Source organism: Hyphomonas sp. L-53-1-40 (assembly GCF_000682775.1).
In the GTDB taxonomy this organism is placed as follows: Bacteria; Pseudomonadota; Alphaproteobacteria; order Caulobacterales; family Hyphomonadaceae; genus Hyphomonas.
In genome coordinates, this window is the sequence record NZ_AWFI01000021.1 from 91839 (window position 1) to 105363 (window position 13525).

A 13525-nucleotide genomic window follows, 5' to 3' on the forward strand; every position below is an offset into this window, starting at 1 on the left:
ATTTGGAAAGCGCAGCCCGCAGGCCCTATAGTCGAAGGAAAAGACCGGGAGGCAGAAGTTTGGCGAAACCGTTTCGATGGAACATCGCGCAGCGCGAGCAATTGGGCGGCCTGATTACAGGCGCGACCGAGACGCGCTCATTGAACGACATGTTCCTTGAATCCCTTCGATCCACGGCTGCCCGCATTCTGGCGCATGCGAACCGGTCAGACCTCGCCTTTATCGGGAGGACGCCAGAAAACCTGTATGATTATCTGTCTGGCTGTTTCGAAGGGCTGCGCGACACGCCGCGGCTTCACCTCATCCAGTACTCGCTGCGCAATGCCAGCGCGGTCGATCAATTGCCGGAGCCGGCATTGCAGGGTCTGTTCGAGTATCTCACCGCCGAAGGTTTCGGCCCCAAGGCGATCGCCACCGGTTCGCGCCCCATTGCCCTGGTCGACTTTGTTGCCTCCGGTCGAACGATGGAGGGCCTGATCCGCCTCATGAAACTGCAAGCCGAGCGGGAAGGACAAGACTGGACCGCCGTTCAGCGCCGCCTACGCATCATCGGGCTGCGCGTGCGCACAAAGAATTCACCCAACACCTGGCGCTGGCAACAGCATCAGGATTGGCTGCACTTCATTCCGGATGCGATCATTCGAAATGTCTCTGCGCCTGCCGCCTTCCTTTATTATCTCGGCAATGATCAGCCCAAAGTGACAGCCAGCTTTCATCCGGGCCGCTGGGCGGAAGAGGAGGACGCGGCGCGCCGACCGAACAGTGACCAGCAGGCTGCGCTGGGCTTTGCGGCGCAGCTCTATGATCTTGGTCGCACGCGGGAGGAACGCCAAAATCTTGCAAAGCGGATTGCGCGACACCGCAAGATGAGCCAGCGCGCCACGCGTCGCCTCGTCCTGCGATTGCGCGGGGGCTGAGCCGACAATAGGATAAGGAATGGCTGTATCTGACGCCATCATACTTTCGCTCGAACGCTTCGGAGAGATTTGCGCTGATCCTGCGCCGCTGATCTATCGGCGCCTCTTCGCGCAGCATCCCGAGTTTGAAGACCTGTTCGCGATGGACACGGATGGTGGCGTGCGCGGTTCCATGCTGACAACCTGCTTTGACTGCATCATCGGTCTTACCGAGGGCAGTCGATTGCCGCGCTTTGAACTGCAGTCTGCCCGCCTGTCGCACCAGGGGTACGGCGTGCCGGAATCCCAACTGGATGACATGTTCACGGCCATCCGTGACACCTGTCGGGAGGCGCTGGCAGGGGAGTGGACGCCCGCCATGGAAACCGCATGGGCTGAGATGCTGGCCGAGATTGCGCGAATGGGGTTCACACCAGCCTGACACTGGCCAGGGCTAACGCCCCTTGAATTCCGCCGGGCGCTTCTCAAGAAACGCCATCATGCCTTCACGCGCGTCTTCCGTTTTCAGCAGCGGCAGCAATTGCAGGAAAACGTGGTGGACATGTTCGGTGAATGGCTCCGACAGGCCCATCCGCATCAGGCGTTTTGAGGCCTGTACGGCCAGTGGCGCGTTCGCGGCGATGTCGGCGGCCAAGGCGCGTGCTTCGTCCATCAGCGTGTCATGCGGCACCACTTTTGCGCACAATTGCTCGGCGAGGCATTCCTCTGCGGTCAGGGTGCGGCCGGTGAAGATCAGTTCGCAGGCCTTCTCCCAGCCGAGCATGCGCGGCAGGAACCAGGTGCCGCCGGATTCCGGCAGGATGCCGCGCTTGGTGAAGGCTGCCGCCATCTTGGCCTTGTCCGACATGATGCGGATGTCACAGCCGAGCGCCGTATCCATGCCATAGCCTGCCGCGCCGCCATTGATGGCGCAGATGGTTGGCGTGTCCATATTGAACAGTACGGTCGGCGGCGTGTTGCGCAGATCCAGCGTAGCACTGGCCACAGCGCCGGATCCGATGCCTTCGCCCTTGGTGGCACTTTCCAGGTTCAAACCCGCGCAGAAGGCCCGGCCCGCCCCGGTCAGGATGACGCAGCGCACATCCGTATCGGCATCTGCCTTCAGCAAGGCCTTGCACAACTCATCCAGCATCGGGCCGGAAATCGTGTTCAACCGCTCCGGCGCGTTCAGGGTGATGGTCGCGACATGGTCTGCGACCTCATAGAGAATTTCAGCAGTCTTGCTTTCTGTGTCCGGCATGGCGCGCTCCCTCTTCTTTTGAGGCGAGCGTAGCGTGGAGGGGCGGGTCGGCCTAGGCTGCCCTCGCGGCAGTTTTCCAGCAGGCTGCCGTGAAGACAATTTCGTCGCCATCAGCAAACTCCATGAAGGTGGCGCGCACCACGTCTATGACTTTCTTCCGGGTCGCCTCATCCACGCCTTGGGCGATGGCATAGCCGACGGGGCCCATCAGCGAGACATACAGGTCCATGGCCGAGAGGGGAAAGCGGCATTCCACGTCCAGTTTCTCACTCACCACGTCCTGCCATCCGGACTCGGACAGGATCCGCTCCACGCGCGCGGCGTCTGCGAAGCCAAACTGGCCACGGGCATTCGGCTCCCGCTCGGGCAGGCCGGGCAGCAGGGGGCGGGCGCCAGCCTCAGCCGCCGTCATGAACGGGTTCTCCGCCGGGTCACGCCAGCTGAACATGAGCAGCTGTGTGCCCGGCTGCGCGGCGCGGTTCAGATTGCGGAAGGCGGCAACCGGATCTTCGAAGAACATCACCCCGAACCGGGACGTGATCATGTCGAATCGTCCGGCCTCGAAAGGATAGGTTTGCGCATCGGCGACCAGGAACTCCGCGTGTGATCCGGACTCGGCGGCGCGCTTGCGAGCATGGGAAATCATGGTCTCCGAAATATCAAGGCCGAGGCAGTCAGCTTCCGGCCCCAGCGCCTTCGCCATGGCGAGCGTTGTCGCACCGGTGCCACAGCCGATATCAAGGACAGAATTTGCGTTGGCCGTCGTCACCGTCTCGACGAGGATGTCCGCGAAGGGTTGGAAGGCCGTATCCAGCAGCGTCTGCGCGCGCACCCAGGCCTTTCCGCCCGCGCCATTCCACATCTCTTCCTGATCCTTGTTTGCCATGCTCATCGTACCGCGCTCCTTGTCATTGCGATCTTGTGGAGGCATCCTGCCACTTCAAGTCGACTTGAGGTCAAGAGCCTATCATGGAAATTTCCGACGTTGCCAAACAATCCGGGATCCCGGCCTCCACCCTGCGCTATTATGAAGAACGCGGCCTGATCCGTTCGATGGGGCGACGCGGCCTCCGGCGCCTGTTTGATGAAGACGTTCTGGAACGGCTCGGCCTGATCTCGCTCGGCCGCGCGGCAGGTTTCACGCTGGACGAGATCGCCGCCATGATGTCGGAAGAGGGGCCCCGCATCGAGCGTGCGGCGCTCATGTCAAAGGCGGACGAACTGGACGAGAAGATCCGTCAGATGACGATCATGCGCGATGGCCTGCGCCACGCCGCCAACTGCCGCGCGCCAAGCCATATGGAATGCCCCAGCTTCCGCCGCATCCTCCGCGCCGCCATGACGGGGAGAATCTCAGCGAAGGGCAATCCGGTTGGGCTGGCAAACCGAAAAGGCTAATCCCCATCCATGCGTAGGGCTGCCACAAACGCTTCCTGCGGAATCTCGACCTTGCCGAACTGGCGCATGCGCTTTTTACCGGCGGCCTGCTTGTCGAGCAGTTTGCGTTTCCGGCTGGCATCGCCGCCATAGCATTTCGCTGTGACGTCTTTCCTCATGGCACTGAGGGTTTCGCGCGCGATCACCTTGCCGCCAATGGCTGCCTGGATCGGAATCTTGAACATCTGGCGGGGGATAAGGTCTTTCAGACGCTCGCACATCTGGCGGCCCCGGCTTTCGGCGCGGTCGCGGTGCACCAGCATGGCGAGCGCATCGACCGGCTCGTCATTGACCAGGATCTGCAGTTTGACGAGATTTTCGGCACGGTGGCCGACAATCTCATAGTCAAAGCTCGCATAGCCGCGGCTGATCGATTTCAGGCGGTCATAGAAATCGAACACGACCTCGTTGAGCGGCAGTTCGTATTTCACCATCGCCCGTCCGCCAACATAGGACAGTTCGGTCTGGATACCGCGCCGATCCTGGCATAGCTTCAGGATGCCGCCAAGATATTCGTCCGGCGTATAGATCGTCGCATTGATCCACGGCTCGCGGATTTCGGCAACGCGCACGACATCGGGCATGTCTGCCGGATTGTGGAGTTCGATTTCCGATCCGTCCGTCATCGTCATTTCATAGACAACGCTCGGCGCGGTCGCGATCAGGTCGAGGTCGAACTCGCGGCTGAGGCGTTCCTGAATGATTTCGAGATGCAGCAGGCCGAGAAAGCCGCAGCGGAAGCCCATGCCGAGCGCGGCGGAGGTTTCCATCTCCCACGTAAAGCTTGCATCATTCAGGCGCAGCTTGCCCATCGCCGCGCGCAAATCGTCAAAGTCGCCCGCATCCATCGGAAACAGGCCGCAGAACACGACCGGCTGGACTTCCTTATAGCCGGGCAGGGCCTTGTCACAGGGTCGCTTGTCTTCCGTGATCGTATCACCCACGGCCGTTTCGCCGACTTCCTTGATCGAAGCCACGAAGTAGCCGACTTCGCCCGGCCCAAGCGCCTCAACGTCGGTGAGTTTTGGATTGAACGTGCCGACCTTGTCAATTTCATAGACGCCGCCGGTGCGCATCATCTTGATCTTCTGCTTCTTCTTCAGCACGCCATCATGAATGCGCACGATGACGACCACGCCGAGATAAGGGTCGTAATAGGCGTCCACCAGCGCAGCCTTCAGCGGCGCGTCGACTTCGCCCGTCTTTGGAGCAGGCAGGCGCTGGACAATGGCTTCCAGCGTTTCTGAAATGCCGAGACCGGTCTTGGCCGAGGTCTCGATGGCGTCAGAGGCATCAAGTCCGATCACGTCCTCGATCTGGGCCTTCACGCGCTCGACGTCAGCAGCTGGCAGGTCGACCTTGTTCAGAACCGGCACGATCTCATGGTTTTGGTCAATGGCCTGATAGACGTTTGCCAGCGTCTGCGCCTCAACGCCCTGCGAGGCATCAACGACCAGTAGCGAGCCTTCACACGCGGCCAGGCAGCGGCTGACTTCATAGGCAAAGTCGACATGGCCCGGCGTGTCCATCAGGTTCAGAACATAGGTCTCGCCGTCCTGCGCCTCATAGGTCAGGCGCACGGTCTGGGCCTTGATGGTGATGCCGCGCTCTTTCTCGATATCCATCGAGTCGAGCACCTGCTCCTTCATTTCGCGTTCGGTCAGGCCGCCGCAATGCTGGATCAGGCGATCCGCCAGCGTCGACTTGCCATGGTCGATATGGGCGATGATGGAAAAATTGCGGATTTTGTCACGTGAGATCATGGCCGGGATATAACCGCGCTTTGGCCTCGCGGGAAGCACTCTATCACTGCTAAAAGCTGGAATAAGCTACTGCTTGTGGCTTAAAACCGTTGCTTGTTTAAAAGCATAAGAATGCGTCGCTCGCGTTGCCAAAATTTCTTGTCTTTTGTTTTATGGCAGTAAGCTCGCTCAAACTGATATGCTAACCAAATAAAGTTTTCGAAGTTTGTTTTTCCATCATCTGGTACGTTGCACTCCTTACCACGATGATGTGCGCCTTTTGCGTTGACCTCATCTTCGATGACTTTTCCCCATTTCGTCATTGTTCCGCGGACAATATCTACCACGGCATCATAGGTATAGCGGAAGTCCAAACGGCCTGATCGAACGCCGATTGCGAGCCGCTCCATGATGTTGAGATACTCCCAAATAATTTCGATACTGCGTCTGTCGAACTTGATGCGATCTGTGATGTCCCTCACAGGCAGCTGCGAGTTTTCTGTCGCAACCATCTTGAGAAAATTCATTTCCAGTAATGAGGGATGGATGGGTTTTTCAAAACCTCTATTTTCAGTCCAATAGCTATTGACTAACGTAGCTTGGCGGCGAATGAGCAAGACATGGGGGTCAAGCAGCATATCTCTCAAAGCACCCTCAGTTTCTGCAATCCGGTGCGCGGTTTGGTTCTGAAAGTTTGTGACGAGCCACCCTAGAGCCGCAACGCTTGCGGATGCCACCAAGCCTATAGAGGACCAAAATCTCCAACTTTCCTCTCTGGGGCCCAGCGAAAGATGCATTTTGAGAACGATAGCAAGAGATATTATGCAAGAAGCTACCAGCACGATGAGTCTTAGAAATCTCATCGAATGTCGTAGCGGCGGCTCCAGCAAACCGTAACGTGCGTACACCTTTGACCTAGAGTAAAATAAATCCTCAACTATCCAAAGCATTGCGCCAGTAGCCAGTAGCCCGTTGATGTGACCTAAGGGCGTTATAGTGGTTTGGAAAAACGATGAGAGATTGGGCTTAAATACCAAATACCACACGCCGCAGACTAGCAATGCTTGCATGACCGATCGAGCGGCAAAAAATCCGACATCGCGAACCCAGCCCCCCATAGGCTGTCTCTACAGGTCTTTTTCAGAAATCATGTGGCGCTCCATTGTCGAACTTATTAAACTACTTAGGCGAGGAGAGAAAGATATAACTGAAGAGTTTCTAATCAATACGCAAAACTTAACCGCGCTTTGGCCTCGCGGGAAGCGTTCTCGTTCAGGCGGGGGCCGGTTCTGGCGCCCTGAGGTGCAGAATGTCGCGGATTTCCATTAAAATCAGGAAACTCCGGAACAAGTCGACGTGCCTTCCATTGATTCTGCGTCACACAAACACGCACTCAGGAAGGATTTTCCCATGAGCATCCAGACGCTCGAAGACCTCTATATTGACCAGCTGCAAGACCTCTACAGCGCCAATCGCCAATCCCTCAAGGTGACTGAGAAGCTCGCTGGAAAGGCCCATAATCCGAAGCTGCAGGATGCGCTCAAGCGCGGCGTCAGCGGCATTGAGGACGGGATCAACGCCGTCGAAGGCCTGATCCGCAAGCACAAGGCCGACCCGCGCGGCGAATTCTGTCAGGGCATGGAAGGCCTCGTCAAAGAAGCGAAAGCCCACGCCATTGATGCCGAGATCGAGGACAAGGATGTCCGCGATGCCTCTATCATCTCGCAATACCAGCGCATGACCCACTACGCCCTTGCCGGCTACGGCACCGTGCTGGCCTTTGCCCGTCGCCTTGGCCTCAAGGACGACGCCGAACAGCTCCAGACCTGTCTCGACAACACCTATTCGGGTGATCGCGAGATGTCACAGCTGGCCGAAGGCGAAGTGAACCGCGAAGCGGCCTGATTCCACCCCCCAAGGCGGGCTGGCTGACTTGTAACTCCGGCTGGCCTCCACGGGGTGGGAGCCCGGTCTGGCGCTGCCAGGCCGGGTTTGCCGTGCGCGCTATCCCGCCGCGCCGGGTACGGTGATATGCGCCGGGGCGCCGGGGCCAAAATCCATGCCAAGGAAGATCCAGCCCATCATCAGCACAACGCCCGTGATCAGCATCCAGACCGAATAGGGAATCATCATTGCGGTCAGGCTGCCAAGGCCGAAATCACTTTGCCAGCGACGCGCGAAGACCAGGATCAGCGGGAAGTAGACCATCAGCGGTGTGATGATGTTCGTCGCGCCATCGCCTACGCGATAGGCCGCTGTGGCGCCTTCCGGGCTGATACCCAACAGCATCAGCATCGGCACCAGCACAGGCGCCAACAATGCCCATTTCGCGCTGGCCGAGCCGACGAAAAGATTCAGCAGCGCCGAGAACAAGACGATCAGGCCCAGCACGATCGGCAGCGGCAATCCGCTATTCTGGATTGCGTCCGCGCCATGCACCGCCGAGATCAGTCCGAGATTGGACCAGCCGAACATCGCCACGAAATGCGCCGCCGCGAAGGCGAGGACGAGGTAATAGCCCAGATCCTTCATCGCCTCGGTCATCATGTTCACGAGATCGCGGTGATTGTTGATCGTATTGGCCGCCGCGCCATAGGCCCAGCCTGCCGCCAGGAACAGGATGAGGAAACCCGCGACCAGCGACCGGAAGAACGGCCCGGCCTTCTGGTACCACGGGTCGCCATCTGTGCCCGGTCCATCTGCCAGCAGCGGCGTACCCGGCCCGAACGTCATGAATGCCCACAGTGCGCAGACACCCAGCACAGCCAGTCCCGCCATGCGCAGGCCCTTTTGCTGCTCGGCGGTGAGCGGCTTGTCCTCATCGCCTGCCTGCACAGCGGCCTCAGGGGAGGGGACCCATTTGCCAAGGCGCGGTTCGATGACCTTGTCAGTCACAAACCAGATGACCGGCAGGTAGATCAGCAGCAGCGCGATGATGAAATACGCATTGCCGGCAATGTTCATCGTCCAGCCCGCATCGATATTGCTCGCGCCATAAGCGGCCTCGGTGATGCCGAACAACAGCGCGTCCAGCTGGCCGGGGGAGATGTTGGCGGAAAACCCGCCCGAGACGCCCGCAAAGGCCGCGGCGATCCCGGCCAGCGGGTGGCGCCCGGCCGAGGCAAACAGGATGCCTGCCAGCGGGATCATCACCACATAGCCCGCATCGGCGGCATGGTTCGACAGCATCGCCACCAGCGCGACCAGCGGCGTCAGCAAGAATTTCGGCGCATTGCGCACCGCCGCCCGGATCGCGCTCGAAAACAGCCCTGAGCGCTCTGCCACGCCCGCGCCCAGCATCACGACCAGCACATAGCCGAGCGGATGGAAGTGCGTGAACGTCTTCGGCATGTCCACCCAGAGGCGCTGTATGTTCTCGGCCGAGAACAGGCTCGCCGACTCAATGACCAGCGGCGTGCCGCCGTCTGTTACCTGCGTCGGGTGCGGCGCGCTGAAACTGGTCCAGGCCGCGATCTGTGAAATCGCCATCAGGGCGATGATCAGATAGAAAAACAGGAAGACCGGATCGGGCAGGCGGTTGCCCGTCTTCTCCACCCATCCCAGGAATCCCTTATTGGTCGCTGCCTCGGCCATGCCCATTTCCCCTGTCAAAACCAGATCAAGCGGGACACCTTATTGCCAATTGCCGCGCTGGCAATATTCCGCCCCATATCCGCCGCAGCCCGCGCACTGGTGACCCCCCGCCAAATGCGCTAATCAGGGGCCATCGTTACAAGACCGGTCCCGCCCATGCCCGATACACAACACGCCGCGCCCAAACAGGGCATTACCGACGAAGGCTACCTCACCGACAGCTGGTATCTGGCCGCGCCGTCCACCGAACTGGTCCCGGGCAAGCAGCACCGCATCATGGTGCTGGGCGAACCCGTCGTCGTCGGCCGCACACCCAAGGGCGAACCCTTTGCCCTGCGCGACATCTGTCCCCACCGCCTCGTGCCGCTCTCGGCCGGCCAGCAGCTGGAGACGGATGGCGAGTGGACGTTGCAATGCCCGTATCATGGCTGGCGCTTTGGCACCGATGGTGGCTGCAAGCTGATGCCGTCCCTCACCGACGACAGCCCCTACGACCCGTCCAGGGTGAAAGTGCGCCGCTATCCGGTGCATGAGGCCAATGGCGCGGTCTATCTTTATGTCGCCCACAATCCCCGTGAGCTTGCGCCCCCTGCCGTGCCGCCGCCGGAATTCGGCCCACTGCCGGACAAGCCCGGCTTTGTCATCCATGACGTGTTCAACACCCATATGGATGATGCCGTGGTCGGCCTTATGGACCCGGCCCATGTGCCCTTCGTGCACAATCAATGGTGGTGGCGTCCGCCCTCGGTGGGCCTGAAGCTGAAGGAAAAGCCCTTCATCCCGACCGAGCGCGGCTGGGCGATTGACCGTCACGCGCCGAGTTCGAACTCGAAACTCTATCGCTGGGTGTTCGGGGATGATGTGGAAACCGAGATCCGGTTCCAGTTGCCCGGCTATCGCTGGGAAATTATCTCCAATGACAAGGCCCGTCTGCTGACGCTCACCTGCCTGACGCCTGAGGCTCCGAAACGTACACGGATCACCCAGTTCACCTGGTGGACCGGCGCGCCGCTGCTCCACCTCGCCGTGCCGATTGCCAAGCCGATGGCCCGCAAGTTCCTCCGCCAGGATGGCGACATGGTGGATCTGCAAAATCAGGGCATGGCCCACCAGAAGGCCATGATGTGGATCGACGACATCGACGTGCAGGCCAAATGGTACCAGCGCCTCAAACGTGAGTGGACGGAGTGCCGGACCGAGGGGCGGGACTTCACGAACCCGATCGAGCCGCGGATGCTGAAGTGGATGAGTTAGGGGCCGTTCCTCTCCTCCTGACGTCACCCCCGACGCGTAGCGTCTGGGGGCCCATCTCCGAACGGTTCCACGAGTGCGTCATGTGCGGTTCGGGCGAGGGATTGGACCCGAACAATACCCGTCCTCTCCCGCGGCATCTTCCGGAGATGGGCCCCCGGATGGCCTGCGGCCATCGGGGGTGACGCTTGAGGAGGGAGTCTCCCCTCTCCTCCCGATGACCCCTGCGCAGGCAGGGGGGTATAGTGATGTCCGGTTTAAATAATCGGCTGGTTCAACGAGTCCAATTGCGGTCATTGGATACTGACTAGGTGACCGGCAGGAACTCGCCAAGAGTCGCCGTTCGGTGCTAACTTGTGAGTGTCCATATTGGAGCGATTTGAAGCTACTCTTGAATTGGCACTTGCACTGCTTTTTGTGGGGATTGGTAGGCGTTGCGAAATGCGATTGGTGTTTGGCCGGTTTCCAGCTTGAAAGCCTTGTAGAATGACGAGCGCGAATTGAAGCCAGCACGCAGAGAAATTGCCAGGACGGTTTCTTGACCTTCAATGATGAGCGGTTTCGCGTATTCGACCCGCATCTGGTTCACATAATCGAAAAAGCTCATCCCGATCGTCTCATTCAGCGTCTGCGAAATGTAGCTCGGAGAAATCGCGACGTGGCGGGCCAGCTTGTGCAACGAGAGCGCGGGGTCGAGGAAAAGTTGTTCGTTTTTCATCGCGGAATCAATTTTTGCGGCAATCCGGAGGGACTGCTCTTCGCCAAGGGCGGAGCGCTGGTATTTCTGGCCGGGGGTGTTGTCCGGGGCCTCTTCCGGGACCTCATTTGAATCATCGCCGAGATACCGCCCTTCGAAGCCTGGCTTCTGCCGCAACCCCCAGACCGCCAAGGTCCAGGTGAGCAGCAGGGCCATAACGGCCCCCGCGCGACGGTCGATCATGACCCGGCCGAAGAGATTTTCGGCAATGATTGCTGCAAACGCCAACAACCACACGCCGCCAAGCACAAGAACGAGCCAACTGAGCCAGTACAGTTCACGGCTCTCATTGCTGGCGAACAAGTTGCGGAGTTCATGACGGTAGGTGCGCAGGCGCCGGATCGCCCGAATACCATACCAGCCTGCTTGTACTGGCCAGAACAGGATGAGAGCGAAGGCGGAGAGAACGATTGTTGCCACAAGTCGACCCGGTGGCAGTTCGCCGGTGAGCAGCATCTGCTCACGGATATCGAGAGGTAGCGCGATCAGTATTCCGGCGACGATCAGACCCAGCGCAGTTGGAAGGAAATGCCAGAGATGGCGCCGCTGCCATTGCCACGGCACGGAAGCTGTCAGCCCCTCAATATACAACCACAGCATCGGACCGAGCAACAAATAGGCCGGGAGGGTCAGGGCGATTGCCTGCGTCCTCAAGGCAGGCGCAAACACCGCGACCGCTGGATCCAAGATCACGACCCCCAGCGCGACGAAGAAAGCACTGAGCGGCATGTAAACCTGACTCTGCCCGGCACGTGCGAGCAGGATCGTCGCGCACAGACCGATCTGTCCGAGCGCGGCAATCATCAGGGCGAAGACATCGAGATTGGGCAATTGTTCTTCTCCGGTTGAGCAATCCCTAGCGAAGTCGGGCCGGCATTCAAATGCTGAAGGTGGCTCTGAGTGTCCGCGCCTGTGGGGACGGACGACAGGCAGCAGGCAAATCCTACAATTGGAGATCATACGGATTACAAAAGAAAGAGACTGAATATGTCCCCCGAACTCCAGAAAGCTGGCGGCTTTTCTGCCATCGCTATGGCCGCCTGTTACCTCATCGGCTTTGCGATGTTTATCTTCGTGCTGGACTCATCGGGCTATTCCGGACCTTCCGGCAGCGTGGCCTTCGCCGCAGATCATGCATTTCAGCTGTTTCTGACCACGCTTGTCAGCTACGTTCTGGCCGGCCTGTTTCTTGTCGTGCTCGTGCTCGCGCTCAATGATCGCCTGAAAGCGCATGCGCCAGGCGTGATGCAAATCGCGACGGCGGTCGGCATCATCTGGGCCGCCATCGTTCTGGTCAGCGGCATGCTCTCCATCCTTGGCGCGGACAGTGTCACGCGCCTTGCTGAAACTGATCCCGAACGCGCCGCGACGGTCTGGCTTGCTGTTGGCATTGTGCAGAATGTTTTGGGCGGGGGAACCGAGTTCGTCGGCGGCGTCTGGATCACGCTGGTCAGCCTAGCCGGACTGCGGCGTCGCGGTTTGCCAAGAGCGTTGAACCTGTTCGGCGTTTTCATCGGGCTTGCCGGAATCGTGACGATCTACCCCGATTTCGAACCCCTCAACGCCGTTTTCGGACTCAGCCAGATCGTCTGGTTTGTTTGGGTGGGTGTCGTGATGCTGGCCCGCAAGTCACGCGAGCTGATGCCCTCAGCGGCCTGAGTCCCCGACATTATCTGGATGAAACAACATGTCTGATCTTCCACTCATTGGGTTGCTGCATCTGTTGATGGGCACTCTGGCCGTCATCTCGGGCGCAGGGGCGTTGGCGGCCGCAAAGGGGCTGCGCCTGCACCGGATAGCCGGAAACCTGTTCTTCGGCGCGATGCTCCTACTGATCGCAAGTGGCCTCTATTTCAGCGTCACGCGATCCATTCTCTTCACTTTTTTCCTGAGCGTGATGGCCTTCCACCTGCTCTCCAGCGGCTGGGTGACAGTCATGCGCCGCGAAGGCAAAACAGGGCGATTTGAGCTTGCCAATTGTCTTTTCATTCTGCTTGCGGGCGCAGCCGCACTCGGATTGGGCCTCACCGAAACAATCCGCGGGGCTCCGTTGCAGGACGATGTTCCCTCCGCCGCTTTCTTCATCCTGGCCGCTCTCGCGGTGCTGTTTGGGGCGCAGGATGTTGCTGTGATCCGGCGCGGCGGCTGCACTGGCAAGCATCGGATTGCGCGCCACCTCTGGCGGATGTGTCTGTCTCTGTTCATCGCAGTGACGATTTTCTTTCTCGGTAACAATGACGTACTGCCGGAAGTCCTGCGGACACCATTCTTCCTCACCGCCCCGATTGTCGCCGTTCCGGCACTGATGGTGTTTTGGCTGGTGCGCGTGACTTTTACCAATTGGTACAGCAAAACATCGCTCCGCGATGCCGTAGGGCGGGTTAGCGAAGCGTAACCCGCCACCCGGTCTTGCGGCATGGCGGGTCGTGACCCGCCCTACGAGCGGATCCAATCCATCTGATAACGTCCGGCCGCATACTGCGGGCCTGTCGTCGCGGGAGCCGGATCAGGTACCGTTCTGGTTGTGGGGGGCAGGGTCAGGATGGTGCGGGTTGGGGCGACGGTCCGATGCGCGCCTAGGCAGGTC

13 protein-coding genes are annotated in these 13525 nt (G+C 59.7%); 7 read left to right on the forward strand and 6 right to left on the reverse strand.

Features of this window, described 5'->3' with window-relative positions; all coding sequences use genetic code 11:
- Window positions 1-59: 59 nt before the first annotated feature.
- Both L53_RS15975 and L53_RS15980 read left to right on the forward strand, forming a co-directional pair.
- A complete protein-coding gene (locus L53_RS15975; protein WP_034817686.1) occupies window positions 60-917 on the forward strand; it encodes a hypothetical protein in 858 nt (285 codons plus the stop codon).
- A gap of 19 nt (window positions 918-936) precedes the next feature.
- Window positions 937-1338, forward strand: coding sequence for a globin (locus tag L53_RS15980; RefSeq protein WP_034817688.1), 402 nt, complete (start codon window positions 937-939; stop codon window positions 1336-1338).
- A 12-nt stretch (window positions 1339-1350) separates the two neighbouring features.
- Here the strand turns inward: L53_RS15980 and L53_RS15985 are convergent, their stop codons facing one another.
- Together L53_RS15985 and L53_RS15990 are read right to left on the reverse strand one after the other, a co-directional pair.
- On the reverse strand, window positions 1351-2157 hold the full coding sequence (locus tag L53_RS15985; RefSeq protein ID WP_034817691.1) for an enoyl-CoA hydratase/isomerase family protein: 807 nt from the start codon (window positions 2155-2157) through the stop codon (window positions 1351-1353).
- Between the two features lie 52 nt (window positions 2158-2209).
- A complete protein-coding gene (locus L53_RS15990; RefSeq protein WP_198019838.1) occupies window positions 2210-3088 on the reverse strand; it encodes a class I SAM-dependent methyltransferase in 879 nt (292 codons plus the stop codon).
- 38 nt (window positions 3089-3126) lie between these two features.
- On the opposite strand from L53_RS15990, the gene L53_RS15995 reads away from it, so the two are divergent.
- Window positions 3127-3555, forward strand: coding sequence for a helix-turn-helix domain-containing protein (locus tag L53_RS15995; protein WP_034817693.1), 429 nt, complete (start codon window positions 3127-3129; stop codon window positions 3553-3555).
- Here the strand turns inward: L53_RS15995 and lepA are convergent.
- Window positions 3552-5357: a translation elongation factor 4 gene (gene lepA, locus L53_RS16000; protein ID WP_034817695.1), complete on the reverse strand. Its 1806-nt coding sequence runs from the start codon at window positions 5355-5357 to the stop codon at window positions 3552-3554. The genes L53_RS15995 and lepA overlap by 4 nt on opposite strands.
- Before the next feature lie 80 nt (window positions 5358-5437).
- Window positions 5438-6454 (reverse strand): hypothetical protein, encoded by a 1017-nt coding sequence (locus L53_RS16005; RefSeq protein ID WP_034817698.1) that lies wholly within the window; start codon window positions 6452-6454, stop codon window positions 5438-5440.
- Window positions 6455-6746: 292 nt separating this feature from the next.
- Between L53_RS16005 and L53_RS16010 the strand changes: the two genes are divergently transcribed.
- Window positions 6747-7241: a ferritin-like domain-containing protein gene (locus L53_RS16010; RefSeq protein ID WP_034817701.1), complete on the forward strand. Its 495-nt coding sequence runs from the start codon at window positions 6747-6749 to the stop codon at window positions 7239-7241.
- A gap of 99 nt (window positions 7242-7340) precedes the next feature.
- Here L53_RS16010 and L53_RS16015 read toward each other — a convergent pair whose 3' ends face one another.
- Entirely contained in the window at window positions 7341-8936 is a 1596-nt protein-coding gene (locus L53_RS16015) for an AbgT family transporter (protein WP_034817704.1), read from the reverse strand.
- Window positions 8937-9086: 150 nt separating this feature from the next.
- Between L53_RS16015 and L53_RS16020 the strand changes: the two genes are divergently transcribed.
- Window positions 9087-10184 (forward strand): aromatic ring-hydroxylating dioxygenase subunit alpha, encoded by a 1098-nt coding sequence (locus L53_RS16020; protein ID WP_034817705.1) that lies wholly within the window; start codon window positions 9087-9089, stop codon window positions 10182-10184.
- Window positions 10185-10566: 382 nt separating this feature from the next.
- On the opposite strand, the gene L53_RS16025 is transcribed toward L53_RS16020, so the two are convergent.
- The gene (locus L53_RS16025) at window positions 10567-11769 is read right to left on the reverse strand and encodes an AraC family transcriptional regulator (protein WP_034817707.1); all 1203 of its coding nucleotides are present in this window, start codon (window positions 11767-11769) and stop codon (window positions 10567-10569) included.
- A gap of 156 nt (window positions 11770-11925) precedes the next feature.
- On the opposite strand from L53_RS16025, the gene L53_RS16030 reads away from it, so the two are divergent.
- Together L53_RS16030 and L53_RS16035 are read left to right on the forward strand one after the other, a co-directional pair.
- Window positions 11926-12597, forward strand: a complete 672-nt coding sequence (locus tag L53_RS16030) for a DUF4386 family protein (protein WP_034817710.1) — start codon at window positions 11926-11928, stop codon at window positions 12595-12597.
- A 28-nt stretch (window positions 12598-12625) separates the two neighbouring features.
- Window positions 12626-13333: a hypothetical protein gene (locus L53_RS16035; RefSeq protein WP_034817712.1), complete on the forward strand. Its 708-nt coding sequence runs from the start codon at window positions 12626-12628 to the stop codon at window positions 13331-13333.
- The last annotated feature ends 192 nt before the right edge of the window (window positions 13334-13525 follow it).

Excerpts from the sequence above, each read along its gene's own strand:
- L53_RS15980 (WP_034817688.1), top strand. The coding sequence starts at position 937 with ATGGCTGTATCTGACGCCATCATACTTTCGCTCGAACGCTTCGGAGAG.
- L53_RS15985 (WP_034817691.1), bottom strand. The coding sequence starts at position 2,157 with ATGCCGGACACAGAAAGCAAGACTGCTGAAATTCTCTATGAGGTCGCA.
- L53_RS15990 (WP_198019838.1), bottom strand. The coding sequence starts at position 3,088 with ATGCCTCCACAAGATCGCAATGACAAGGAGCGCGGTACGATGAGCATG.
- L53_RS15995 (WP_034817693.1), top strand. The coding sequence starts at position 3,127 with ATGGAAATTTCCGACGTTGCCAAACAATCCGGGATCCCGGCCTCCACC.
- lepA (WP_034817695.1), bottom strand. The coding sequence starts at position 5,357 with ATGATCTCACGTGACAAAATCCGCAATTTTTCCATCATCGCCCATATC.
- L53_RS16005 (WP_034817698.1), bottom strand. The coding sequence starts at position 6,454 with ATGGGGGGCTGGGTTCGCGATGTCGGATTTTTTGCCGCTCGATCGGTC.
- L53_RS16010 (WP_034817701.1), top strand. The coding sequence starts at position 6,747 with ATGAGCATCCAGACGCTCGAAGACCTCTATATTGACCAGCTGCAAGAC.
- L53_RS16015 (WP_034817704.1), bottom strand. The coding sequence starts at position 8,936 with ATGGGCATGGCCGAGGCAGCGACCAATAAGGGATTCCTGGGATGGGTG.
- L53_RS16020 (WP_034817705.1), top strand. The coding sequence starts at position 9,087 with ATGCCCGATACACAACACGCCGCGCCCAAACAGGGCATTACCGACGAA.
- L53_RS16030 (WP_034817710.1), top strand. The coding sequence starts at position 11,926 with ATGTCCCCCGAACTCCAGAAAGCTGGCGGCTTTTCTGCCATCGCTATG.
- L53_RS16035 (WP_034817712.1), top strand. The coding sequence starts at position 12,626 with ATGTCTGATCTTCCACTCATTGGGTTGCTGCATCTGTTGATGGGCACT.